29 protein-coding genes are annotated in these 25535 nt (G+C 38.3%); 19 read left to right on the top strand and 10 right to left on the bottom strand.

Features of this window, described 5'->3' with window-relative positions; translation table 11 throughout:
- Window position 1: 1 nt before the first annotated feature.
- From ACWIWK_RS05960 to ACWIWK_RS05950, 3 genes are read left to right on the top strand one after another with little or no spacing between them, the layout of a single operon-like run.
- Window positions 2-916 carry a tetraacyldisaccharide 4'-kinase gene (locus ACWIWK_RS05960; protein WP_454151726.1) on the top strand — a complete coding sequence of 305 codons (915 nt, stop codon included), beginning with the start codon at window positions 2-4 and terminating at the stop codon, window positions 914-916.
- A gap of 18 nt (window positions 917-934) precedes the next feature.
- A complete protein-coding gene (locus ACWIWK_RS05955) occupies window positions 935-1402 on the top strand; it encodes a hypothetical protein (protein ID WP_454151724.1) in 468 nt (155 codons plus the stop codon).
- Window positions 1366-1860, top strand: coding sequence for a hypothetical protein (locus ACWIWK_RS05950; RefSeq protein ID WP_454151722.1), 495 nt, complete (start codon window positions 1366-1368; stop codon window positions 1858-1860). Before ACWIWK_RS05955 ends, ACWIWK_RS05950 begins: the two co-directional genes overlap by 37 nt.
- Before the next feature lie 12 nt (window positions 1861-1872).
- Here the strand turns inward: ACWIWK_RS05950 and zupT are convergent, their stop codons facing one another.
- Entirely contained in the window at window positions 1873-2721 is an 849-nt protein-coding gene (zupT, locus tag ACWIWK_RS05945) for a zinc transporter ZupT (protein WP_454151720.1), read from the bottom strand.
- A gap of 125 nt (window positions 2722-2846) precedes the next feature.
- Here zupT and ACWIWK_RS05940 point away from each other — a divergent pair, with 125 nt between their 5' ends.
- The 11 genes from ACWIWK_RS05940 (at window position 2847) to ACWIWK_RS05890 (ending at window position 13132) form a co-directional block, all read left to right on the top strand.
- Window positions 2847-3860 carry an ABC transporter permease gene (locus ACWIWK_RS05940; protein ID WP_454151718.1) on the top strand — a complete coding sequence of 338 codons (1014 nt, stop codon included), beginning with the start codon at window positions 2847-2849 and terminating at the stop codon, window positions 3858-3860.
- Between the two features lie 199 nt (window positions 3861-4059).
- Entirely contained in the window at window positions 4060-4395 is a 336-nt protein-coding gene (locus ACWIWK_RS05935) for a hypothetical protein (RefSeq protein ID WP_454151716.1), read from the top strand.
- Complete coding sequence (vapD, locus tag ACWIWK_RS05930; protein WP_454151715.1) at window positions 4386-4772, top strand: VapD family protein; 387 nt, start codon at window positions 4386-4388, stop codon at window positions 4770-4772. Before ACWIWK_RS05935 ends, vapD begins: the two co-directional genes overlap by 10 nt.
- Window positions 4773-4937: 165 nt before the next feature.
- Window positions 4938-5636 (top strand): metallophosphoesterase, encoded by a 699-nt coding sequence (locus ACWIWK_RS05925; protein WP_454151713.1) that lies wholly within the window; start codon window positions 4938-4940, stop codon window positions 5634-5636.
- Window positions 5637-5657: 21 nt separating this feature from the next.
- Window positions 5658-7946: an RNB domain-containing ribonuclease gene (locus tag ACWIWK_RS05920; RefSeq protein WP_454151711.1), complete on the top strand. Its 2289-nt coding sequence runs from the start codon at window positions 5658-5660 to the stop codon at window positions 7944-7946.
- Complete coding sequence (holA, locus tag ACWIWK_RS05915; RefSeq protein ID WP_454151709.1) at window positions 7939-8979, top strand: DNA polymerase III subunit delta; 1041 nt, start codon at window positions 7939-7941, stop codon at window positions 8977-8979. The genes ACWIWK_RS05920 and holA overlap by 8 nt, the downstream gene beginning before the upstream one ends.
- A 97-nt stretch (window positions 8980-9076) precedes the next feature.
- Window positions 9077-9517, top strand: a complete 441-nt coding sequence (gene rpsF / locus ACWIWK_RS05910; RefSeq protein WP_454151707.1) for a 30S ribosomal protein S6 — start codon at window positions 9077-9079, stop codon at window positions 9515-9517.
- Between the two features lie 9 nt (window positions 9518-9526).
- On the top strand, window positions 9527-10009 hold the full coding sequence (locus ACWIWK_RS05905; protein ID WP_454151705.1) for a single-stranded DNA-binding protein: 483 nt from the start codon (window positions 9527-9529) through the stop codon (window positions 10007-10009).
- Window positions 10010-10019: 10 nt separating this feature from the next.
- The gene (rpsR, locus tag ACWIWK_RS05900; protein WP_454151703.1) at window positions 10020-10274 is read left to right on the top strand and encodes a 30S ribosomal protein S18; all 255 of its coding nucleotides are present in this window, start codon (window positions 10020-10022) and stop codon (window positions 10272-10274) included.
- Between the two features lie 74 nt (window positions 10275-10348).
- Window positions 10349-10915 (top strand): manganese efflux pump MntP, encoded by a 567-nt coding sequence (locus tag ACWIWK_RS05895; protein ID WP_454151701.1) that lies wholly within the window; start codon window positions 10349-10351, stop codon window positions 10913-10915.
- Window positions 10916-10930: 15 nt separating this feature from the next.
- Window positions 10931-13132: a hypothetical protein gene (locus ACWIWK_RS05890; RefSeq protein ID WP_454151699.1), complete on the top strand. Its 2202-nt coding sequence runs from the start codon at window positions 10931-10933 to the stop codon at window positions 13130-13132.
- 35 nt (window positions 13133-13167) lie between these two features.
- Here the strand turns inward: ACWIWK_RS05890 and ACWIWK_RS05885 are convergent, their stop codons facing one another.
- Together ACWIWK_RS05885 and purE are read right to left on the bottom strand one after the other, a co-directional pair.
- Complete coding sequence (locus ACWIWK_RS05885) at window positions 13168-13803, bottom strand: DUF3972 domain-containing protein (protein ID WP_454151697.1); 636 nt, start codon at window positions 13801-13803, stop codon at window positions 13168-13170.
- A 1-nt stretch (window position 13804) separates the two neighbouring features.
- Complete coding sequence (gene purE, locus ACWIWK_RS05880; protein ID WP_454151695.1) at window positions 13805-14311, bottom strand: 5-(carboxyamino)imidazole ribonucleotide mutase; 507 nt, start codon at window positions 14309-14311, stop codon at window positions 13805-13807.
- 177 nt (window positions 14312-14488) lie between these two features.
- On the opposite strand from purE, the gene ACWIWK_RS05875 reads away from it, so the two are divergent.
- The 4 genes from ACWIWK_RS05875 to selD all read left to right on the top strand — a co-directional run bounded on the left by ACWIWK_RS05875 (window position 14489) and on the right by selD (window position 18117).
- A complete protein-coding gene (locus ACWIWK_RS05875; protein WP_454151693.1) occupies window positions 14489-15277 on the top strand; it encodes a hypothetical protein in 789 nt (262 codons plus the stop codon).
- Between the two features lie 20 nt (window positions 15278-15297).
- A complete protein-coding gene (locus tag ACWIWK_RS05870) occupies window positions 15298-16323 on the top strand; it encodes a thiamine-phosphate kinase (protein ID WP_454151691.1) in 1026 nt (341 codons plus the stop codon).
- Between the two features lie 89 nt (window positions 16324-16412).
- Window positions 16413-17036, top strand: a complete 624-nt coding sequence (yedF, locus tag ACWIWK_RS05865) for a sulfurtransferase-like selenium metabolism protein YedF (RefSeq protein ID WP_454151689.1) — start codon at window positions 16413-16415, stop codon at window positions 17034-17036.
- A 64-nt stretch (window positions 17037-17100) separates the two neighbouring features.
- Window positions 17101-18117, top strand: a complete 1017-nt coding sequence (gene selD / locus ACWIWK_RS05860; protein ID WP_454151688.1) for a selenide, water dikinase SelD — start codon at window positions 17101-17103, stop codon at window positions 18115-18117.
- 59 nt (window positions 18118-18176) lie between these two features.
- On the opposite strand, the gene ACWIWK_RS05855 is transcribed toward selD, so the two are convergent.
- Genes ACWIWK_RS05855 through mqnP form a run of 7 tightly spaced genes read right to left on the bottom strand, consistent with a single transcriptional unit; the run spans window position 18177 to window position 23804 of the window.
- A complete protein-coding gene (locus ACWIWK_RS05855) occupies window positions 18177-18971 on the bottom strand; it encodes a hypothetical protein (protein WP_454151686.1) in 795 nt (264 codons plus the stop codon).
- Window positions 18972-18983: 12 nt separating this feature from the next.
- Window positions 18984-19595: a thiamine phosphate synthase gene (gene thiE, locus ACWIWK_RS05850; RefSeq protein WP_454151684.1), complete on the bottom strand. Its 612-nt coding sequence runs from the start codon at window positions 19593-19595 to the stop codon at window positions 18984-18986.
- Window positions 19596-20477, bottom strand: a complete 882-nt coding sequence (locus tag ACWIWK_RS05845; RefSeq protein ID WP_454151682.1) for an arginyltransferase — start codon at window positions 20475-20477, stop codon at window positions 19596-19598. It lies immediately after the preceding gene.
- On the bottom strand, window positions 20474-21733 hold the full coding sequence (locus tag ACWIWK_RS05840) for a murein transglycosylase domain-containing protein (protein WP_454151680.1): 1260 nt from the start codon (window positions 21731-21733) through the stop codon (window positions 20474-20476). The genes ACWIWK_RS05845 and ACWIWK_RS05840 overlap by 4 nt, the downstream gene beginning before the upstream one ends.
- A 53-nt stretch (window positions 21734-21786) precedes the next feature.
- Window positions 21787-22308, bottom strand: coding sequence for a hypothetical protein (locus tag ACWIWK_RS05835; protein WP_454151678.1), 522 nt, complete (start codon window positions 22306-22308; stop codon window positions 21787-21789).
- Window positions 22309-22327: 19 nt separating this feature from the next.
- A complete protein-coding gene (locus ACWIWK_RS05830; RefSeq protein ID WP_454151676.1) occupies window positions 22328-22930 on the bottom strand; it encodes a hypothetical protein in 603 nt (200 codons plus the stop codon).
- Entirely contained in the window at window positions 22920-23804 is an 885-nt protein-coding gene (gene mqnP / locus ACWIWK_RS05825) for a menaquinone biosynthesis prenyltransferase MqnP (RefSeq protein WP_454151674.1), read from the bottom strand. Before mqnP ends, ACWIWK_RS05830 begins: the two co-directional genes overlap by 11 nt.
- Window positions 23805-24295: 491 nt before the next feature.
- On the opposite strand from mqnP, the gene ACWIWK_RS05820 reads away from it, so the two are divergent.
- Window positions 24296-25498, top strand: coding sequence for an MBL fold metallo-hydrolase (locus tag ACWIWK_RS05820; protein ID WP_454151672.1), 1203 nt, complete (start codon window positions 24296-24298; stop codon window positions 25496-25498).
- Window positions 25499-25535 lie beyond the last annotated feature (37 nt).

Here is a 25535-nt window from a genome sequence, read left to right as displayed (position 1 = left end):
TATGCGTTTTGTAGATTCATATTTCTATCGACCGAATTTTTTTCAAAAATGCCTTAGTATCGCGCTTTTACCCGTTTCGGTATTTTATGGTGTGAGTGCGACATTGCGTAGAGTGCTTGGTAGGGTGTTTGGATTGCGTGATTTTGGTGTGCCTATTGTGAGTGTGGGGAATCTTGTCGTAGGTGGTAGTGGCAAAACACCATTTATCATAGAAGTGGCGCGCGAATTTGACAATGTGGCAGTCATTTCAAGGGGATATAAACGCAAAAGCAAGGGGCTTTTGGTGGTTTCTCATAATGGAAAAATTACTTGTAAGCAAGTAGAAGCTGGAGATGAAGCATTTCTCATTGCTAAAAGTTTGCCAAATGCCACGGTTATTGTGTGTAAAAATCGCACAAAGGCCATAGAAGAAGCGAAAAATCTCGGCGCGAAGTGCATTTTCCTCGATGATGGATTTCGTTTTGCTTTCAAAAAACTTAATATTTTATTACAACCAAAACTTGCTCCATATTTCCCATTTGTCCTACCTAGTGGGATTTATCGTGAAATGCCATATTTGTATAAAAGTGCGGATTTGCTTGTATTGGAGGGTAGGGATTATGACAGAGAGGTCGTTGTAGAGAATCAAACGCAACGAATGCTCCTGCTTACCGCCATCGCTAATCCATCGCGTTTGGAGGAATATTTGCCAGCAGTGGTTGGAAAAATTTTTTTAAGCGACCATAGTCGATTTGATGAGGGATTTTTACGCACACAAATTGACAAACACAATGCCACAAGCCTCCTTGTAACTTCTAAAGACGAAGTGAAGCTCCAAGATATGGGGTTTGAGTTGAGTGTTTTGCGTCTAAAACTTCGTATAGATTCTCAAATCTTGCGTCAAATCCGTGAATACATTACAAGCTACACCCATTAAGTCATTTGGTCAAAGTCAATGAAACAGAGATATTTCATAGAGCGTATATTGTATCTTGTCTTTTGTAGCGTGCAGATTCTCGTATCTCAACACCAAGAGGCACTAGAATTTTTACAAAAACCTATTTCCCCAAACCAACAAACCCTACAAAGAGAATCTCTGCACCAAGATTATCCTAATGATAGCGCAAGGCTGCATTACACAAGCATTGCGTATTTGCATTCATATATGAAAAACCACGATTTTAGCATTTTCTCTCAAGGCGTGAGTTTGCAATACTACAATACAAACGATTCTAATCGCAATCTTTTTGCGCTTAATATAATGGATACCGCATTATATAATCCAAAAGATTCTGTAACTTCTAAGGTTTTTTCCGCAACGGCGAGCAATATTGGGCTTTTTGGCGCATTTGATTTTTCATTTAGTGATACTTCATTTGGACATCTTTGCTTGGAGTGGAAATTGGCTATGGCAGAAGTTTGATAGCAAATGGAGCGCGCAATCAATTTAACGAGCATAGTGCGTTACTTAATGTAGATTATGGATATGTCTTTGGCTTTGGGGAACTTTTATTGTATCCATTCGTGCGTGTGGAGCAATATATATTTTTCGCACAAAACCAAAATGGAGAGCCAAAGGATTATGGCTTAAACGCTATTTTAGGAATCAAACTTATGCAGGACTTTATGCAATGGGATTGGTGGGCGAGTGTGGGCGTTTTGAGTGATTGCAATCTCTCTGGTAATGGGATTGGGTTACTTGCTGATAATTCTATCATTTATGATAGAGATGGGATTACAAATGGAGTTTTAGGAGAAATTGGGGTAAATCTCGCTCATACGAAGCATTTTTCATTGCTTGCTAAAAGCGCGATTTCTTATACACTTACATACTATGAGCTCAATATCAAAAGTGCGATTTATGGGACTTATAGATTCTAAAATCTAAAGAATCTACAAGTGATTGAGCATAGCGAGGCTTACTGCCATTATCCCCATACCAGCAAGCAATCCATACAAGCAATGGTGTGCCTCACCATATACTCTCGCGGCAGGCAAAAGCTCATCAAAAGAAATATACACCATAATGCCAGCAATAATGGCAAAAGTAACCGCTAATGTGAGCTCGCCGATAAAAGGCAATAAAATAAATGCCCCAAAAAGCGCACCAATTGGTTCAGTGAGACCAGAGAGCGCGGAGTAAATAAATGCCTTTTTCTTATCTCCTGTGGCGTGATAAATAGGCAGTGAGACAGCCATTCCCTCAGGAATGTTATGAATCGCCACTGCAATGGCAATAGCAATCCCAAAGGAGAGATTCTCCAACGAAGAAATAAAAGTCGCAAAACCTTCAGGGAAGTTATGGATAGCAATGGCTATGGCAGTTAAGATTCCCGCTCGTTTTATAGCGGTGTTTGATTGTTTGGCTTGATGATAGGCTTTGTCTTGTAAATTGCAAAATTTTAGCTCCTTATATTCTTCTTGCGAATGAGAATCTAAATTTTCAGGGATTAGTTTATCTACAAACACAGAGATGATAATGCCCACAAAAAAGCAACATATCCCCAAAAGTTCTCCCCAAACACCCGTATATACCTTGCTAAAATCCTCAAATGACTTAGGCAAAATCTCCATAAAAGAAATATAAATCATCACTCCTGCGGAGAATCCAAGCCCAATAGAGAGGAATTTGAAGTTATCTTGCCTTGAAAAAAATGCTATCACTGCGCCAATAGCAGTAGAGAATCCAGCCAAAGCTGCAAGCATAAAAGCAATTAAAATTTGGTTTGTGGTGATTTCCATAGTATAATTTCACTCTTTTTGTTTATTTTTGTGTATTTTATAAATAATTTTTATTGTTTAGTAAATGATTGCGAAATTTACAAAAAATTACAATGACATTGTATTGATTGAGGGCGGTTAAAATAATGGACTTTGCACATAAATGGCATATATTTACCTCCAATAAGCGCGCATACATTTCGCTTATACTTTTTGTGGTATTGTTTGTGGTGAGTTTGCTTGCACCATTTATCGCAAACGAAAAGCCTCTTTTCATTTATCACAATAATAAGGCATATTTTCCTGTTTTTGTAAATTATGCAGAGAGCGAGTTTGGCGGGGATTTTGAAAGTTATACAGATTATTTAGATTCCTATGTGCAGGAAGTTTTGCTTAAAGATTCGTTGATTATCACTGCTCCTATCCCTTATAGTTATGATACTATCATTTTTGATTTAGGCACTCCATCGCCTACTCCGCCAGATTCTAAGCATATACTTGGCACAGATGACAAATCTCGAGATGTAGCAGCGAGAATCTTATACGGATTGCGCCTTAGCATTATTTTTGGATTATTGCTGACAACCTTTAGTGTGCTTATTGGTGTGGCTTTGGGCGCGTTTCAAGGGTATTATGGTGGTGCGCTAGACTTAATTGGACAACGACTTATTGAAATTTGGAATTCTGTGCCTATTTTATTTGTCATCATTATTATCTCAAATTTCATTACGCCAAATTTTTGGTGGATTTTAGGCATTATTTTGGCATTTTCGTGGATTAGCCTTGTGAGCGTGGTAAGGGCAGAATTTCTAAAGGCGCGCAATTTGGAGTATGTCAAAGCAGCAAAAGCACTTGGACTAAGTAACTTTACTATTATGCTAAAACATATTTTACCAAATGCGATGGTCGCCACAATCACTTATATCCCTTTTATTATGGCTTCAGGCATAATTACACTTGGGAGTTTGGATTTTTTAGGTTTTGGTATGCCTGCGCAAAGTGCAAGTTTAGGCGAGATTCTCGCGCAGGGTAAAAATAATCTCACTTCCCCTCATCTTGGCATTAGTGTGTTTATTGTGCTTTCAATCTTGCTTTCAATCCTTGTATTCATAGGGGAGGGCATTAGAGACGCATTTGACCCACATAGTAAAGCGCGCTAATTCTGCTTATAAAGGAGAGAATTACATTTCTCAAGCACGCAGCGAAACAGACATAGCAAACATTAAAAAATAAATATACCTAAAAACAATAAAAGAGGGCATCTTATCTGCTAAAAGGCAATGAGTGTGCTATAATCGCCTTAAACAAACAAGGCGATTGTGCTATGTTTGCAAAACTTGCAAAAAAAAAGGATAAACAATGTCAGCAAATGAAACAAGAAGCGAAAAAAGTGTGAGAATCGTGCTAGATGAGGAAAAAATCTTGCGTGAGGGCAAGTATAAGTTAGAGGATTTATATGCGTATTTAGATGAGATAGCAAAAGAGGCAAAACTCCACAAACGCGATAAATACACCTATGTAGCCCAAAAAAGTGAAAGCGATATGGCGCATATTGCAATTTTTACAATAAACAATGCTATACACAATGAAGCAATCACGCGCAATGTCAAAGAATGGTATTGGTTAAAAGATGGCATTGTATCTACAAATGTGATAAAATCAGCAAAAGAAAATGGAGATGGTATATGGGATTAGATAATAATACAGATGAAAAACACATTAAGTGCATAAATTTTGATTTAGACACCAAACAATTAAGAGAAATATTCCCCGATAGCACACGAGAGCCCTACATATTGATTAAAAAATTCTTTGAGGATAAAGGATTTGAGCATAGGCAATATTCAGGCTATATATCAAAAGAACCCTTAAGTGAATATCAAATATATAGAATCATTGAAGAATTAGCCAAAAAATTTACTTGGTTGCGGAAATGTATGCAAGAATTTGATATTTCAAATGCACCAGATAGAATCAGCGTAAAAGACCAAATTGCAGATATTGCCTTAAAACAAGAAAAACAAAACAAACTCAACGAAATAACCACTACACGCAAACCACACAGACGATAATAACTTACTCATTATTTCAACACAAAGACAAGAAGCACAACAAAAGGAGTGCGCTAAAGTTTTGCATTTCACAAGCGATATGAATGCACGAATTTTTATTGAGGATTGTCAAATATTGCAACCACAATGCTATAATGACAAAAGAATAACGATTAAAGGCAGAGATTGAATTACCACATACACGATAAAACCTTTCTTATTTCAGATTCCCATTTTGGGCATTTCGCAGCCTTAGTGAAAGAACCAATCCGCTTAAATAGTGCGCTTTCGCACGGATTTAGAGATTTTGATGAATTTAGCATTATGTTATGGAATCAGAGCATTGGCAAAAAAGACGAAGTGTGGCATTTGGGTGATTTGTATTTTGGCGATGGGATAAAGTGCCTCAAGCGTCTCAACGGGCAAAAAACACTTATCGTAGGCAATAACGATATTGGAAAGTTTGAATATGTCAAAAAACAAAGCGATTGGAGGGTGTGCAAAAAACTCAAACTTCAAATCCCAGAGCGTGAGTTTATCAAAAGAACATTAAAGAAAAAATTTGGCGAAATGTGTCTCAAAAATATTTATCTCAATGCCATTGTGTGTGATTTTGATGGTGAGCGGATTATGTTTTCACATTTTCCTGTGTTTAATCGCAAGGCGCGCGATAGATTTGTAGCGGCGCGAGATGTGCTTGATGAAGCGTTTAAACTTTCGCAATGTTCGCTGAATATACACGGACATTTACACTCAAAACCAAGTGGAAATGACTTTTGTATCAATGTAAGCTGTGAGAATCTCGCCTTTATCCCGCGCACACTAGGAGAAATTTTACAAAACTATCGCAAAAAATTTGCCCACAAACAAAGTGTTTTTGCGTAAGAGTGGTAATGCAGGACTCTAATGAAGTCGCCTCAAATACACAATAACAAAGATTTTCCATACCACCTCTTATTTTATGAGCTCTACACAAAGGGCATAAATGCAAAAAGCATAAAAAAATCTACACCCCCGCACACTATAATAGAGAATCTGCTCGCCATAGACGCGCTTGAGTGCGAAAATAATACCTTGCGTTTAAAGCCACATTTGCTTGTAGGAAGACTTGATATTGTTACAAAACATTCTAAAAATACTTCAAAAACTCAAAGTAAAGATTCCCCAAAAAAGGCATTTTTATCGCCATTTTATACACCTACAAATATTGGAATCTCACTAGATTCTAAAACATTACAAAAAGACTTTATGTTAAAAGATTTCCCGCCAAATGCCAATAAAGGTGATATACTCATCGCTAAAATCCGCTATATCAAGCAAGGTAAGCGTGCTGGAGTGATGATAAATAAACTTGTAGCGGAGTTTATCGCCACACTTGTGCCAAAAGTGCCACTAAGCGTATGTGTCGCCATAGAGCATAAAAATACGATTGTGGGGTTTGCCTTGCGTGAGAGGAAGATTCTCTCCCTTAAGGCAACGCAAAAATCTCTGCGAACATTACCAAAGCAAGCCGTGCTTCAAGTAAATATGCAAACTTGCGAGATTATTGAGGTGCTAGGAGTGTTTGATAATGAGGTGATTGATAAAGATATTGTGTTAAAAGAATATGCTGTGGAACAAGAATTTAGCCACAAATGCGTTGAATACACACAAAATATTGAAAAATCCTTTAAAAGAGGAGGGAAGTTCGTTATTGATTCAGAGCTTTATCCGCATAGAGAGGATTATACGCATATTCCATTTTGCGTCATTGACCCCAAAGATGCAAAAGACCACGATGATGCGATTTATTATGATACAAAGACAAAAAAACTCTATGTCGCTATCGCCGATGTGGGGGAATATGTAGCGCACAACACTCCACTTGATAAAGACGCACAACAGCGGTGCTTTAGTGTGTATTTCCCAGATTGTGTTGTCCCAATGCTCCCTTTTGCTCTTTCAAGCGGACTTTGCTCATTGCAGGCTGGATTAAAGCGTTTGGCATTAGTGTGGGAAATCCACATTAACAATGGGCAAATGCTTGATTGCTCTCTTAAAGAGGGAATTATAAAAGTAAGGGAGCATTTTACTTATGAGCAAGTGGCAAACTTTATAGAATCTCATAAATTCAACAAAGAGCTATTATGGCTCAAAAGCTATATGACACAAGTAAAAAAACTTCGCACAAAAAGACTAAAAAATGGCTATGAATTTGAGGGATTGCAAGCACACATTAGGCTTAAAGGCAATGGAGAGGTTGCTTCATTCGCTCCAAAGGCACTCTTAGATTCACAAAAGCAAGCCCTCGCACTTTCTCATAGCATTATTGAAGAATCAATGCTTCTAGCAAATGTCGCTTCTGCAAATTTACTCACTACAATCTCTAAAAAAAGTGCAATGTATAGAATCCACGAAGCCCCAAAGCCTCAAAAAATTGCAGAATTATTCGTGTATGCAAAAAATTTTGATAATGCACGCAAACAGGGCAATGATTCTCATCTTGTTAAAAAAGACAAAAAACAATCATTACATTCTTTACACGCACAAATTACACAGATTCAAAACCAAGCAAAAATGCTAGGATTAGAGCAAATTATAGATTGGATTATAATTAAAGCCCAATGCAAAGCTATTTATAGTCATATCGCAGATTCTCACTTTGGACTTGGGTTTGCGTGTTATACACATTTTACTTCGCCTATTCGCCGATATAGCGACCTTTGCGTGCATAGAATCTTAAAGGCACATTTACATAAAAGCAATGAAGTGGGATTTTTGAGCCAAAACCTCGAAGCAATAGCGCGTGAGCTCAACATAAAAGAGCGTGAATATATGCGTTTGTGGTTTGATTTTTTGGATTTGAAATTTGCGCGTTTTTGCGCCAAAAATGCACCAAAACTCACTTGCAGGGCAGTGGTTATCGATGATAGCTCTCCTATGGTGTGTGTGGCACTAGATTGTATTCCTGAGGCGAGGATTATAGTAGAATCTGCAAGTTTTGGGAAACTAAGTATTGTGTATTTACGCATTATAGGGGCAAATATTTTAACGCGTGAAATTTTTGGCGAAGTCATTGCCTGTGAGAGTGAGGGATTGCCAAAACAAGAAAAACAAACACACCCACAAAAAATAACTCAAAAACGATATAATGCAAAATCAGCTCGCACCAGCAAGCGTGCCAAAACTAAGATAAAAAGAGGAAACAATGTATAAAAAAGAGCTTGATTCTCTTTTGCTTAAACCAAATCCACCGCGTGCATATTTACTTTATGGTGCAAGTGAGTTTTTGATACACCATTATGGCAAGAAGATTTCCACGCTTTTAGCACAAGGTCAAGAAATAACTACTTTTTATTACGATGAATGCGAGCCAGATAGCATTCTCTCAATGCTTACTCAAGATTCTCTTTTTGGTGGAGACACTTTCATTGTATTAAAACTTGATAAAAAGTTTGATAAAAAAACTTGTGAAAAGTTTTTAAACGCGCTTGTTAAACACCCAAATAACGGACTTATCATTGAATTTTACATCGCTAGCTCAAAAACAGATGCGCAATATATGCAAGATTGTCGTGCCTTTGCTCAAAGTTTTAAAAATCCAAATATGCAAGTCGCTGAAGTGCGGTTTTTTGAGCCTAGCATACAAGAAGGATTAGAATTTTTAAGGGCGCGATGCAAGGAGATTGGCATCGAGATTCATAGCCAAGACTTGCGCTATATTTTAGAATTACAAAACAACAATCTTGCCATTGCTTGCAAAGAGATTGAAAAATTTGGCATAGGCGTAAAATCTCCAAGCGCAGATTCAAAATCACAGGCTCAACCAACAAAAATTATCGATACTCAATCGGTGCGATTTTTATGCGAAGGAGTGGCAAGCTTTAACACAGAAGAATTGAATTGTGCCATTATGGAAAAAAAGCCTATTGTGAAGATTCTCCAAACGCTTTATGAAGAAGGCGTGAATGAAGTCGCACTAGCTAGAGATGTGCAGAGATTTTTTTATCAACTTTTCTTATTTTTTGCCTACATTAAGACCAAAGGTGCGCCAGATGCGGGAGAAATTTTAGGCTTTAATCCTCCTAAGGCTATTATTGAGCGACAAAGTCGATATTGTATGAAATTAAAAGAGCGCGATTATGTTGAAATTTTTGATTTGCTTAATTCGTGGGATTTGGAGGCAAAAAGTGGAAAAAGTAAAAATTCTGCAACGATTTTAATGAAAATTCAAGCAATGATTGGGTAGAATTAGCACTTTAAACCTTGCTCTTTTTTGTAAAATCACTACAAATATCGAAAGATAGGTAGTTTCAAAGAAAGGGCGATAACCAAAAGGAGACACAATGAAACACTACGAAACGATGTTTATCGTAAAACCGACACTACAAGAGGAAGAAATCAAAGCAAAAATTGATTTCTTTAAGGACATTATCACTAAAAATGAAGGGGTGATTGAAACCTGCTTAGATATGGGTATGCGTAATCTTGCCTATGAGATTAAGAAAAATCAGCGCGGATATTATTTTGTCATTTATTTTCAATCTAACCCAAGCCTTATTGCCGAATTAGAGCGTAATTACAGAATCAACGAGGATATTTTGCGATTCCTCATTGTGAAATATGAGAGCAAAAAAGAACAAAAAGCGTGGCAAACACTTGTAGATAGGGCAAATGGCAAAGTGGAAGCACCAAAGAGGAAGCCAAAAGAGCGTGTGAGTGTGCCTGAGGATTCTCCCAAAGAACAAGAATCTGTGGAAACAAAGCAAGAATCTACAGAATCTTAAGGTTGTGTAATGTATAATAAAGTTATCATTATAGGGAATCTCACGCGTGATATTGAGGACATTCGCTATTTGCCAAGTGGAAGCGCAGTAGCCACCTTAGGGCTTGCATCAAATAGACGATACAACAAGCAAGATGGCACAAAGGGCGAGGAAACTTGCTTTGTCGATGTGAAGCTATTTGGGCGCACCGCAGAGGTCGCCAAGCAATATCTAAGAAAAGGCTCAAAAGTGCTTATTGAGGGACGATTGAATTTTGAAAGCTGGAGCGACCAAAGTGGGCAAAAGCGTTCAAAACACACTATTATTGCTGAAAGTATGCAAATGCTCGATAGCAAAGGTGGTGGAGAATATACTCAAAGTGATGGATATAGCCAAGATTCCCAAAATCAAGGTTATCAAAATTCACAACCACGCAACACACAAGGTAACGCGGGAGGATATAATCAAAATATCCCAGAAATTGACATAAATGACGAAGATATACCATTTTAAAGGAGAAACAATGGAAAAAAGAAAATATTCAAAGCGATACTGCCGATACACAGAGGCAGGGCTAGAGTTTATTGACTACAAAGATATTGAAATGCTAAAGCATTCGCTCTCAGAGCGATACAAGATAATGCCTCGCCGACTTACAGGCAACACAAAAAAATGGCAGGAGCGCGCAGAAGTAGCGATTAAACGAGCGCGTCATATGGCATTGATTCCATATATTGTGGATAGAAAAAAGGTTGTTGAGAATCCGTTTAAAATTTAGCAAACTTACTTAACCTCGCGGAATATTGTTTGATTTAGTAAAACTCAACAACAATATTTTAGGAAGGATTAAGTGTGGATACTTGGAGTATTTTTTTGCTTTCTTGTGCTTTAGCAGCAGATGCTTTTGCTGTGAGTTTATGTAAGGGCTTTAGTGTGCGTAGCGTTACTCCTAAGCATTGTATGGTTGTTGCGTTATACTTTGGTGGATTCCAAGCTTTAATGCCTGCTTTGGGATTTTTTCTTGGCATTATATTTGCAGGTTTTATCGCCGATTATGACCATTGGATTGCTTTTGTCTTGCTTAGTTGTATTGGCTTTAAGATGATAAAAGAATCTTTCCAGCCACAAGAATGCGCAAGCGATAGTGATAAATTTGGATACCAAACAATGCTTCCTCTTGCGATTGCCACAAGTATTGATGCACTTGCGGTTGGAGTTAGCTTTGCGGTATTAGAGACAAATTTGTTATTGAGTGTAGCTTGTATTGGTATTGTAACGGCTATTTTTTGTATTGTTGCACTCAAAATTGGCAATAAATTTGGATTATTTTTGGGGCGCAAGGCAGAATTTTTAGGCGGAGGAATTTTGGTGCTTTTGGGGATAAAGATTCTCATAGAACATCTCTTTTTTGATTCTTAAACTAAAGATTAAATTATGTGTAATAAACGCGGTGCAAAATTCTTACTTGTATGTTTTACATTGAGCGGTGCTTATGGCGTTGATTGGACGAATTCTACTTTGCCGACAAGCATCACACTAAATGGCGGACAAAGGCAAGATACTATAACTTCGACAAAAAGCCCGCAAGGCTGGCAAATGACTACCATAGGGCTAAATCGTAATCCGCATTTAAGCATAAACGGCGCGGCAGGCTCGCAATATGCGCTCACAATCAAAGACAGCACTACAACTTTTTATTCAAGTGGATTGAGCGTGGCTAGTGGGATAGAATCCACGCTTATAAGTGCGCATACGCTTAGCATTGAAAATGGGAGTGTCAATATCGGCAATGGAGCGAAATTGAGTGTCATCTCAAGCGGAAACACAATCAACGCACAAGGCTCGGAATATGGTGGTGAATCCAAAGTGCGATTTGGAAGTGGCTCTACACTAAATCTCACACAAAATGCCACTGCGGATTTTAGTAATGCCAAATTTTTTATCCACAATGGAAGCACAAACCTTTCTCAAGGCGCGAATCTTAAAATATCTGCCAATACAATTCGATTGCAAAATAGTCTAACAAACAACGGCGGAAGTGTGAATCTAACGGGCAATGTCTATAATGTCGGCTATTCAGGTAGCATTCAAAGTAATTCAGTGTCAAATTTCACGCTAAATGGCGGAAGCGTAACAATCACGGGCAATTTTTACAACGGAATAGAATCAAAAGATATGAGCGTGGATACTACGGGCGGTGGATTGTTTAATGCCTTTGACCCTGCCTTTGGTGGTGGTGGGAATCTCATCATCACAAATGGTGGCACGATGAGCGTTACAGGGACATTGATTTCGCAAATGGGTGGGGATTCTATCAATGGCGGCGGGATTTATAATCCACGCAATTCTAGCATTTCAATCTACGGCGGGACGCTTCAAGTTGGGACATTGCAAAACAATAGTGGCAGCACACTTACATTTGGGATACAAAATGGCACAATGGGAAAACTCGCAGGGAATCTCACCAATAATGGTGGGAGTGTAGTTGTGGATTTTTCTGGTGCAAGTGATGGACAAACCTATCAATTCATCACAGGCACGATAAATGGAGCAAACATAACCTACACCAACGCAGACTTTGCTAATATTATCCTTAATGGTGGAAGTGCCACTTACAACTTAGATTCCACAAAAGTAAATACTTTCACACAAGGGTTGGTTGGCAATGAACGCGCAATTTTTGAAGCAAATAAGGCTGTTATGGGGAATGTCATTTACTCAAGTGGGAGTAGCGGGCAAATTAAGCAATATATGAGTAGCACTAATCAAAGTATAAATGATATTATCAATGCTCCATTTAGCGCACTTTTTAGCCTTAAAAATGCAAGTGCTGACTTTATGGATTCTAACACAGCAGGGGAGAATCTAAGAGTTGGTGTGATTGGCTCAAAATTTCTCACTGGAAATCACGGGAATAATGTCGGCACGCTTATTGGGGCGCAAGTGGGTAGCAAAATATTCAACACAGCTTTTAGTGTAAGTTATGGTAAGGCAAACATAGAGCACACAAACAGCGCACAGTCTATCACACACACAAGTCATAATGTTATGTTTAGGGCTACACAAACTATCGAACTCTCGCAAGCTCTGCATTTTCTCTTGGGTGGAGCATATTTTAGCTCATTTGGAGAGGTAAATCGCCACAATACATTGGTGCAATCTCGCACAAATGCTTCCCAAGATATGAGTATTATCCAAATAGATTCTTTGTTGTTTAAGGCATTTTCTATGGGTGAGCGCATTGCATTTACGCCTTATGCAGGATTACACCATTATGTGTATAGCATAGAGGCACTCAAAGAAAATGCTTCTAATGCCTTGCAAACGCAAACAAATAGTTTTTATGCGCTTGGGGTAGGGATTGGAATCAAGGGGAATTATTTGTTTAATGGTTATAATATATTTGGAAAGGTTCATTATGAAGTTATGACTATGGAGGAAAACAAAAACATCAAAGTGCTCTATGGCACACAAAGTTTGACTTATGCTCCACCACTTTACAATACACTTAATATCGCTTTTGGTGGAAGTTTTACTCTGGCAAATAATACCTTTGTTGATGTGGGTGGATTTTTTGTAAATTATGGTATCAACAATACAATAGGACTAAACGCTTCGCTAAGAAAGGAATTTTAGAATCATAAAGTTATGCAATGCAAGAAAATCGCGTGTTAGCTTTTGTTGCTATCAATGGGTTTGTTGCCCTCAGTAATGGTAGAAACCTTTCCCCACATTAAGCGGTATTTGCGCTTCATAAATTCCACTTCTTCTCTTGCGTGTTCGAGCTCTTGGCGCAAGGTTTCCATTGTCTTTTTATCATCATCATAGACTTCTTGCATTGATACAAGAGCATCTTTTAGGAATGTGTTTTCGTTTTTAAACGCACTAATAGTTTCATCTTTGCTTGCAATCACCTTATCGTGTAGGCTTAGGATAGTCGCGATAGTCTTTTCGACAAACATAGGATTGAGCTCACCCTCACTTACAAGGCTACCTTGCACGCGCTTGATAAGCGCATAAGTCCCGCTACTCGCATCAATGAGTATCGCTTCTGCGTCTTTTTTTGTGTTTAGTGTGCCAGATTCTATAAGTTCGTTGATTTTCTCCTTGCTTAATCCTGAAAGTTGAGCAAACTCATCAACGCTAATCCAAGTGGTAGAGGCTTGGATATTTGCAGGCACAGGAGTTGGCTGTGTTTGTGGTAGAGCGACTTGTGCATTTGGAGAATCTCCATCTGTATTTCTCTCACTTATCTCACTCGCTTCGCTTAGTGGCATTTCATTTGGTGGCATCTGATTTTCTGACATTTTATCCTCTTAGTAATACTTGGATTTCTTGTGAGCTTTGCTCTAAATCTTTTAGCTTGTTAGCGCGTTCATCGCTAAGTTTTTTAGCAAGACGAGAATCTTGTAGGCTCAGTATTTGCATTGCTAAATGTGCGGCATTTATCGCTCCAGCCTTGCCTATCGCCATAGTCGCCACAGGCATACCGCTTGGCATTTGCACTGTGGCAAGCAGGGAATCTAGCCCATTTACAGCACTTTGTGTGCTAGTAAGCGGGACGCCAATCACAGGCTTGCAAGTTTGCGCAGCAACTGCACCAGCCAAGTGCGCTGCCATACCAGCTGCCGCGATAAAAACTTGCGCTCCGCGAGATTGAGCGTCTTTTATATAATCCTTTGTGCGTTCAGGTGAGCGGTGAGCGGAGGATATGATAAGTTCATAAGACACACCAAATTTCTCTAAGGTTTTGGCGCACTCACTCATTACTTCATAATCACTTTTGCTCCCCATAATAATGCTGACAAATTCCATTGCATTCCTCTAAAACGATTGTTTTATGATGATAAGCAAGTTTTAATCCTTAAAACTTATAAAAACCTGAGTATTCGCAAAAAATTTTCTTATAAAATGAGATTTTGTTTTAGATTCTCTGTAAATTTTGTGCTAGACTTGCAATCACTGACACAAAAAGACACAAAGGAGATAAATATGGCATTTGGCAATCCATTGAAAACTTGCCTTAAGTATTTGCTTATAGGTGTTGTTTCTCTCACGCTTTTTGGTTGCACGCAAAAGAAAATTTTTATCAACACTCTTGATTCTCAATCTAATCGCTATGGCACACAAGAAAAAGCTTATACAAATGGCGTTATGCTTGTTACTTCTACAAAGACTCATTCTTCTGTGCGTTTTGAAGTCGCCCAAGAGCAACTCAACAAAACCCAAAATGAGCCTTTAACAATTTACATTAGTGCTACGCTAAAAACCCAAGAAAAATCAAACACACAAACACAAGAAAATGACGAGGAATTTATCTTTGATACGCCTAGTGTGTCCGCGTTTTATAACTCCAATCCTGTGAAAATTTTAAATTTTGAAGAGGTAAAGCAGTCTGGTTTGAATTTTGGGCTTGCTATTGAGTCGTTTGGTGTTGTTGTGTCTAAAGAGCCATCGCAATCTAAAGCATATCCTTACGCTACCTATCCTTCTTTAATCTATCGTGGATACCCCGGATTTGTTTTTTATGACCCGTGGTTTGGCGCGCGCGATAGAATCGAACAAGAGCAACGATTAGAAGAAAAACGGCGCATAAAGTCTATTATCCTCTCAAGCTATTTGCGTAAAAATACACTTAAGGCGAATGGAGAGGCAAAAGGTGGCTTTATCGTCATTCCTCCAAAGTCCTTAAAAAGCGGGGTTTTACGCATTGAAGTGAGAATCTTAGATGAGATTCACACACTTTCTCTTTCGACTAGCAAGAGAAAACGCACCCTATAAAAGAGATAAAGCACGCGTGAATGGCACAAAGCATTGAAGAATTCTTTATCGCTTCTTTGCAAAAAGTCGGACAAAAAAATGGCGTGTGTGCTAAATTTGATGATGATGTCTTTGTATGTAAAAAAGAATTACATCATCACACACACAAATATTTGCCTTGGAGGAATACCCCTTCTTTAGGCAATCATTCTACCAAAGACTTTCAACCCCTTGCAAAAGATTCTCATTTTATTAGTGCGGTTGATGGGTTTTGTGAGGATATTCATTTCAAGCGAGAATGGTTTAGTCCTTATATGCTCGCTTATAAGGCATTTTTAGTCAATATTTCTGACTTTATTGCCAAAAATGCTACGCCAACATTTGCCCTCATAAGCCTCGTAATCGCCAAAGATATGAATAAATCTCAAATTACTCAAATAGTGAATGGATTTAGCGATGTGTGCAAAAACTTTCACATTCGTATCATAGGCGGAGATACAATGTTGGGCGAAAAACTCGCCTTTCATATCACGCTTTTTGGATTTGCCAACAAGCCTATTTCGCGCCATAGCCAAAGTGGTTCTTTGCTTTTTTGCACACAGGGAGATTTTGGAATAGGATTGAGTTTAAAGACATTGCGTGATTTATTGCGCTTTAAGCCAATGCAAAAAAATCTAAGCAATCTTACAACGCAAGTGCTAAAAAATCAAAGAAAAAGCCTGCATAATAGATTTTATCTCCCATTGCCGCGCATTTGTTTTATGCAATCTTTTGGCAGATACATTTGCTCAAGTATGGATATTTCTGATGGCTTACTCCAAGACATTCCTAAACTTTTATCGCATTCAAATTTAACCTTTATCCCAAGCCAAACATTTAAACGATTTCAAAATGGAGGGCAAAAATGGCGTATCCAAAGCGGAGAGGAGTATGAGATATTGTTTTGTATCCACGCCAAGCATAGACACGCACTAAAGAGAATCACACGCAAAACACGCACAAAAATCCTTTTTTTAGGAAAGTTAAAGCGTGGAAAATGTCGCCTCCACTCACAAAAATGGCATTAGATTCTCACTTGCTTATGATTTAATCCTTTAAAAAAAGCAAAATATGCTACAATACGCGTTGCATTGAAGTTTTAATACAAGGATAAACAATGGGTGATAATGTCAATATTGATGTGCGCAATTTAGCTTGTCCTGAGCCACTTTTGCGTGTTAAAAAAACACTCAATGGAGTAACAAGCGAGACGCTCAAGCACGCACATTATGAGGTCATAGGCAATAGCGTGAGTGCAGAGGAAAATATCTCACGATTTTTAAAAAAGGAAGGCTATGCTTTTGAAGTTGGACACTCCAATGACAAAAAACAATTTATGATAATCATAAAAGCAAAGTCAGAAGCACAAAAAACACAGGAATTAAGCAACAAGATTCTGCCTAAAACACTCCTTGTAAGAAGTGATAAAATAGGCGAGGGCGAACTTGGTGTAATGCTTATCAACGCATTTTTAAAAGCCCTTACAAACACACAAGTTCTCCCGCAAAGAATATTCTTTCTCAATCGTGGCGTGCTTCTCACCACCGATAATGGCGAAGTGCAAAATGATGAAATCGTAGAAGCCCTAAAAGAGCTCGAAAAGCTCGGCGTGCAGGTATATTCCTGTGGTTCTTGCCTAAGTTACTTTGCGCTTACAGAGCGAGTAAAGGTAGGAATGATAGGCAACGCATTAGAAGCAATCGAAGAAATGCTAAAAGGTGAGGGCGTTATATCATTGTAAGCGAGGTTAAATGAATGAGTATAAATTAACGCAATTTGTCTCCTGTGCTGGGTGAGCTGCAAAAATGGGTCCGGAGGACTTACGACAAATTACAAGTAGCCTTACCCAACCGCACAATGACGCACTTTTAGTTGGCTTTGAGAGCAGTGATGATGCGGGTGCGCTTGCCTTAGATTGCTTGCTAGATTCCCAGCAGGGTATGCCACAAAGCAGAGAATTACCAAATGGATTGGTCTTGCTTAGCACGGTGGATTTTATCACACCTATTGTTGATGACCCGTATTTATATGGACAAATCGCAGCGGCTAACTCTCTAAGTGATATTTTTGCAATGGGAGGTAGGGCGATTAACGCACTGAATCTCTTTATGTGGGATAGCACAAATGTCGATACAAATGCGGCTAAGGAAATATTGCGCGGGGGATTAGATAAAATCACAGAATCTGGTGCATTCTTGCTTGGCGGACATACTACGAGTGATAATGAGCAAAAATATGGATTGTGTGTAAATGGTTTGGTGCAAAAAAACGCACTATGGCGCAATAATAGCGTGCAGGTGGGCGATTTACTCGTGCTTTGCAAACCTATTGGCACGGGAATCTTAAGCACGGCTATCAAGGGTGGATTATCCTTTAATCAACGCGAAGTGGTGCAATCAATGACTACGCTTAACTTGCGCGCGAGTCTTGAGGCAAAAAAATATCAAATCCACGCTTGCACGGATATTACGGGCTTTGGGCTTATCGGGCATACACTTGAGATGTGTGGGGATAAAACTCTTTTGCTCTACACCCAAGATATTCCGCTCTTTGATGGGGCGGTAGGATTTGTAAATGATGGGATAATCCCCGGTGGCACACATAACAACAAATCAGCTTTCTCCAAACGCGTAAGCGTGCAGTGTAGCATAGATGATGATATTATCTTCTATGATGTGCAGACAAGTGGGGGATTGGTGTTTAGTTTGCCAGCGAGCGAGGCGAAATCTTTAGTATATGACTTGCGCTTGGCAGGATATGAGAGAGCAGATATAATCGGCGAGGTGCTTAACTTTAGAGAATCTTCGATTATTTTGGGATAGAAAATGTATTATTTTTTAAGGTTAAATTTGCAATCCAAATCTCACAACTTAAAGTAAAATTAAGATAAATTTTTATTAAAAACACTTAGCATTGTCCTTACACTTGCGTGATTTATGGGTTTTTTTCTTGGAGTTATAAATTTTTTATCACTTATATCGCTTAAGTGCTTGTTTTTAATCGAAATGTTCTTATTTGCGTATTTACATTCATTCCACGCGTGCCCGATAAAAGTGCATATATTTGAGGATTTAAAGCAATATTTCCATTTATCAGCAATATAGATATTGACCCATTTCTCCACACACTCAATCTCGTGCGTAGGTCGCCAATATCCAACGGGGTCAAGTGTGAGTAAAATTGGAATTGAATTGCGTGGTAATTTTTCTTTTAGATTCTCTAATGCCTTACATACATTGCTTGCTCCCCAGCTGTGTGCGATGATATATGGCGTATAGCCTAAAGCAAGAATCTCGGGCAATAGAGAAACAAAAAGTCGTTTGCAATAAAATGTGGTGTATATTTTTGCCATAAATGGAATGCTTGAAAACTGCGCGCAAGAATCTAGGGTAAAACTCGCAAACTCCCTAAAAACGACTCGATGAATGCTGTCTAAAAATCCACCAACAAAGATGATAATAGGTTGAGATTGATTGTTTTTTGGTTTGTGAGATTGCACGGATTTTGTGCTTTGGCAAAGCGGGAGGATAGTTTTTTGCACTTCGTTGTTTAGCCACATATTATGTGTGCGATAAAGAGTATTTTTACCTGACAAAAGAGCAGGACAATGGACATCATCGCGCAAAAACTCATCACAGTGAAAATCACCACTATAAAGGAAAACAGGCGTTAGCATATAAGATTCCACTTATAATGAGGTATTTTGACACAAATTCCGTGCATTTTTATACACATCTCCATTCCACAAAGCACTTATCACAGCAAACATATTAGCATTTTTTAGCAATGAAATATTATCTTTGCTAATCCCACCAATCGCACAAATAGGAATGTGTAATTCTTTTTTTGCTTGAGAGAGAATCTCTGCACCCACGCATTTGGCATTTGGTTTGGTGGGTGAGTGGAATATCGAGCCAAAAGCCACATAGTCAATCCCTTGCTTTTGCAATTCTTTTGCGCGGGTTATATCGCTATATGATGAAGCTCCTAAAATCCCTGTAAAATTTTTACGAATGACTTGTATATCTCCATCATCTTTACCAATGTGTAAGGCAGGACATCGAAGTCTAATAGCAAGCTCCACTCTATCATTAAGCACAAAAAGAACATTAGATTTAGCACAAATATCCATTAAGTGATAAATAATCTCTATAATATCGTTATCATCGCTAATTTTATCTCGATATTGAAAGATTCTCATTCCACCTTTGATTGCTTCTTGCACTTGAGTGCAGATTGTTTCTTTTGGCGTGAGGGCTGTATCGCTAATGCCATAAAGTCCGCTTAATGCGCTATTCATCTAGGGCTTTCCTGTGTTATTGTAAAAATCCTCATTTTGCTCCTGCGCTGGCAAGACACCTTGCATTTGCTTAGAATCTTCATATAGAGGTTGGCTTGGTTGTGCTTTTTGCAACACACTATTGATACACTCCTCCTTTTTTTGTGCAATGTCAATCTCCTTAGTATGAAGCAACCACTGTGTGCTATCAAAAATATCAGGCGTGTTTATTAGGCATTCAAATGGTTTAAATCGTTCTTTGTATCCCATTGAGCCGTGTCCATCAATCCAATAGCCCGGGTAAAAATATCTCAATTTCTTTTCCTTAGCGATACGCAACTGCATTAAAATATTAAAAGTCCCAAGACTTAAATGTTGATAATCGTGGTCGTAGAAAAAATACACCGCGCTAATGTTATCTTGTAAAATATCCACCAAACCAACGCCTACAAGCTGAGAATCCACGAGGTATAAAAATTCATAACCATAATGCTGATGTCCTTCGATAAACATCTCTGTGTAGCTTTTTTGCGTGATTGGGATATATTCCCAGCCTTTTTTGTCGTGCATTTTTTTGTGATATTTGTCATAGAGATTCAAATGCTCTTGACTAATAGTTGGTTTTTGTATGTATAGTTCGGTGTTATAGTTATTTTTTATCACTCTTTTATGGTTTTTGCTAAATTTAAATTCTTCCACAAGGGTGCGTATAGTGATACATTTTTGGCATTCGCCACACATTGGCACAAAGAAATAATTCCCAAATCGTCTCCATCCACGCTCTAAAAGCCCAATATAAAAGGAATCTGAGCAATTTTGTATATGAAAATAACGAAATCTACTAATTTTATCGCTTAGGTAGCTACATTCCTTTGGCTCAGCGTAAAATTCAAACAGCCTCATATCATACCTTTATATTGTTGCTTAAAACCGCTTACTTTTTGCACATATTCCCTTGCTTCGGCTTTTTGGAGTTTGCTTGCGAGCTTTTTATACACTTGCTTTGGAGAAAGCGAGTTGATAACTTCGATAGCTTTTGTTCTATCATTATGAAACGCTCTAAGCACATTACCACTGCCTGTGTTGTATGCTGCAATCACGCAATATTCTTGGGATTGTGGGTTTTTAATATCTTTAAGATAGCGTGTATAAAGAATATGGAGATAGGCACTTCCATAGTGAATGTTTGTCTCTGGGGTAAAAAGCATTTGTTTGGTTGGTGCGCCTTTTTGCCCCGTGATAAGCTCGTGGGAATCTGCCCCCGCTGTGCTTGGCACAACCTGCATAAGTCCAAATGCTGGGACATAGCTCATCGCATAGGGATTAAAGTTTGATTCTGTGCGGATAATTGCCATTAGCAGGGCAGGTTGGAGATTATATTTTTTAGCGTATTTTTTCACAAACGCTTGATAATTATTCCCCGCGAGCTCGGCATAATTTCCCTCCATTTGCAAATCCACATAATACACTTCATCACCTTTGCTATCCTTGCGCGTTTTTAGTTTATTTTGCACGAGATATTGCGCATATTTTTTTGCTCTCCACTCATAGAGCACTTCTTTACCCTCATTATCTTTGATTAAGCCCGAGAGAAATGGCTTCCCGCCGAACTTCACTGCAGAATCTGAATACAAATCTATACTTCTGGGGTCATCGGGCGTAAGCAATGTCGATACAATAGCGTTTTGCAAGGATTGTTCGGGGTTTGATTTATCCACCGTTTCCACGCGGATTTTTCCATCACTAAAGTTAATTTTTGAGCGCGAAAGATAATGGTCTGAATATTTGATAATAGAATCTTGTGAAGTCAGCTCTACTTCATCATTTCCCCAATTTTCTATCACCTTATCACTTAGAGTGATAATTTCTTTTTTATAAGCCTCGTGTGCGGCTCTTAGCTCCTTACCACGATTGGAATCTAAATCTGATAACGCACTCTCTAGCGCAAGACTTGATTGCTCTAAAATACTATCACGAGAGAAGAATGTATTACGCCCTGAAGTGCGTTTGTGGATTTGTTTGTTTGGTAAATCCTGCTGGTATGTGCCCCTTAGTTTGGAATCTGCGGTTTGTGTTATGGGGCTGTATGAAAAGCCACTATAAGTTGTCGAGCATCCACACATACATAACGCAAAAGCACCATAAATGTAATATTTCAAATTTAACCTCTATTTATCAACCCCAATGCGATGAAACACATTTAAAAACCATATTAGCGTATATTTGAAAGTTTTAAGATAAATTCAATCTCGCCTTTATTTAAACGCATTTCCTTAGCGATAGCATCGACACTCCAACCATCTCTAAATAGTCCTATGATTTTTTTCTCATCAATCGCATTGCCATTTGAAGGCGTATAGTTTAGTCCCCGTAGCTTCTCTTCGAGCTGGAGCATTTTCTCCTCGACATAATCATTTTGCTTGAGTGTTTGAGATTCTAAAACTTCAATTTGTCGCTGGACATTGATGATTCCATTATTCAGTGCGTCTTTGACTTCGGTTTTGATTTTCGTGTGTATGGCGTTATTGTTGTATTCGCTCTCTAATTCGGTGTCTTTTATCCACTTTTTGATTTTATACACTTCTTTGTTAATATCCTCAAATCCGCGCTCAAATCGCCTAAGACGCTTGGTCATATCGCTATTTTTAAAGAAATTTAACACAGAGAGGATAATCACCGCGCCAAGGCAAGAAATACTACAAACAATGCTGATATTCTCTAGTGAAATCTCCATAACTTTCCTTTAATTGCTTTTATTCTTTTATTTCATTGCTTTTAGCATCTAGTATCATTGCACGCTCGCATTCTACCACAAAACTATCAAATCCTCTCGTATCGCGCAAGTGAAGTTTTTGAATATGTGCGATTTGCGAATGAATGACTTTAGCAAAGATTCCAATATCACGCTCAGGGAAAATCGGCAAAAACATTCGCACATAAATATCGCCCATATTGTCAAATTTGTGTCCATCTTTAAGGCAAAGCACATTATGTCCTACAAATCCAAGTTTAGCGGTGTTTGCTAGCGGGGGGAGGGTGCGCTCTTCCTTTTTGATAAGTCGCTCAAGATTCTCAATTTTTTTATACATTTCAACTAAAATTTCAAACAACACTTCTTCACCAGAATCCAATTTCCCCTTAGCTCCCCTCGAATGTATCCATTTCATCATCGGTGTTTCACTTAAGTTTGCTAAAGCACTAAATTCATCTTGGAATGTTTTGATATTTGTTTCATTGACAAATTCATAGGTAATTTGAGTGTGGGTGCTCCCTAGTCGTGTTTGAATGTCAAATGTTTGAAGTATTTGCTTAAAATCACTCGCCAAAATGAGTGGTGTCTCAAAGCTAGATTCCATAATGCAATCCCCCATCAATAAGAATAAATGTCAAAAAAACAAATCCTAAATATCCATTCGTAGTAAAAAATGCTCGTGGAATATTCTCAAAGTCTTTATGCACTAAGTATTGCTCATATATTAACATTAGCGCGCAAACACAAAGCCCTATATATGAAAAGACACCAAGCACTTCTGTTTGTGAAATGAAAAATGCCCAAAATACCACCGCACAGAAATGAAAGATTCTTGAAATGTATAAAGTAGTTTTTGCACCAAATCGCGCTGGAATAGAATGTAGGCGATGCTTACAATCAAACTCTATGTCTTGTAAAGAATATAACAAATCAAAGCCTGCCACCCAAAACATCACCGCAATGCAAAGTGCTAAACACCAAAATTCCATACTACCTAAAATCGCAATGCAACCTGCAATAGGAGCAAGTCCAAGCGAAAGTCCTAACACGATATGCGCCATTGATGAGAATCTTTTCATAAACGAATATCCACCCAAAATCACCAAAAACGGCAATGAGAGATAAAATGCTAAATCATTGATATAATATGAGGTAACAACAAAAATCGTGGCATTAAGCGCGCAAAAAATGACAAGTGGTGTAGCGGAAATGCGTCCATCGACACTTGGACGACTTTTTGTGCGCTCATTAAGAGCATCAATATCTCTATCAACTAAACGATTAAAACCCATTGCAAAATTTCTCGCGCTAATGAGTGCGAGGGCACAAAGGAGTAGGGTAGGGAAACCAAACCAAATGCCTGCGTGTTTTTGCAAACTTGCCACAACCATAGCCACAAGGATAAAGGCTGCAGAAAACGCTGTATGCTCAAACACAACTAATTCGCTAAAGTGTTTCACTTTTTGCCAAAGGCTCATTTATCGCACCCCTAGTGGAATCTACAGATTCTCTTAGATTTTGTAAATGAAATTCTAACACAAAATTTACTTGGTAAATGAATTTTGTAAAAAAAAACACTATAATACGCGCGTATCCTATGGATAACCCACTAAAACATAGGATACCTGTGAGTTGTCATCACTGAATCTTGTTGTACCGAGCAATAGAAAAAACTTTTTCGTAACCTCCTTTCGTAAAAATAAAACTAATGCAACCAAAACAAAAAAATATCCAAAGTATTTGGCACAACAAGGACAACTCACAGAAACCAGAAACTTGCCTTAAACAAAACGCTGAAATAAAATTGAGAATACTTAAATTCATTTATGAAAACTATAATTTTCAAATTACTATTTATCTATCCGCCCCGACTTCATATTTAAAATTACACAAAAAAGTTTCAAAAAGTTTTTATGCTACAATGTTGCTTTTAACTCTTTTAACCCAAAATAAAGGGCTTAAAACTTAAATGACAAATGTATTTAAGGTATTGCTAGCGTTTTTGTGTGTTTGGCTTTTGAATGCGTGTGCTTATAATGCCAACTACACAGAATCTAAAATCATCACGCCAGCACACATCGACAGCACGCTAGAGAACATGCAAGAGGATAAATGTATGGAGTATGTGAAATTTTCTATCCACTCAAACACGCGTCAAAAATCTCAACAAATACCACACAAAAATCGCTCTATTTACACTAATGAGCGCATTGATATACTCTCCGCACAAAAGGTTACCTTTAGCGATGTGTGGAAATATTACAGGTCTAAAAATGCCAAAAACACCAAACCATCAAAGCCATTGCCTATGGCAAATAAAGATTTTATCAGCTTAGATTCTGAACTTTTTACAAAAGATTTTGTCGTATGGCTCGGACATTCATCACTGTATATCTCTAGTAATGGTGTGAATATCCTCATTGACCCTGTTTTTAATACCTATGCTTCGCCCCTACCCTTTATCAATCGCGCATTCAAGGCACATAAAACTTACATATCAAAGGACTTTCCACCCATTGACATTGTGCTTATCACGCATTCACATTATGACCACTTGGATAAAAAGTCGATAAAGTCCCTTGCCAAAGTCGCTCAACTCTTTGTCGTGCCTGAAAATACCGCGCCATTACTACAAAAATACGGAGTGGAAGCCAAAAAAATCGTTGAGCTCAATTGGTGGGAAGGCATAGAGCTCAAAAATGAGAATCTCACGCGTTTAAAAATTACCGCCACACCCTCACTGCATAGCACCAAACGACTTGGCTATAAGACAAATGAAATGCTATGGCTAAGCTATGTATTAGAAACGAGAGAAAAGAAAGTTTTTCTCAGTGGTGATGGAGGCTATGATGAGCGGTTTAAAGAAATTGGCAGTTATTTTGGCGGGTTTGATTTGGTTTTGCTAGAAAATGGACAATACAACCAAGCGTGGAAATATTCCCACTCATTCCCAGAGCAAACTATACAAGCCGCACAAGAACTTCGCGCCAAAGTGCTTCAACCAATCCATTGGGGGCGGTTTATGGCTGGCTCTCACGGCTGGAATGAGCCTGTAGAGATACTAGGCAATCTTGCCAAAGAGCGTGATATAGGCTACAATGTCCCACAAATTGGCGAAGTGTATATCATTGGCAATACGCCCAAAGATACGCGTTGGTGGGAAGGATTTTAGTGTTTAGATTCTCAGTGGTGAGAGGAAATGCAAACAA

This window comes from Helicobacter sp. 23-1048 (assembly GCF_053654545.1).
Note: the sequence above shows the minus strand (reverse complement) of the source record. Positions and strands in the feature narration are given on the sequence as shown.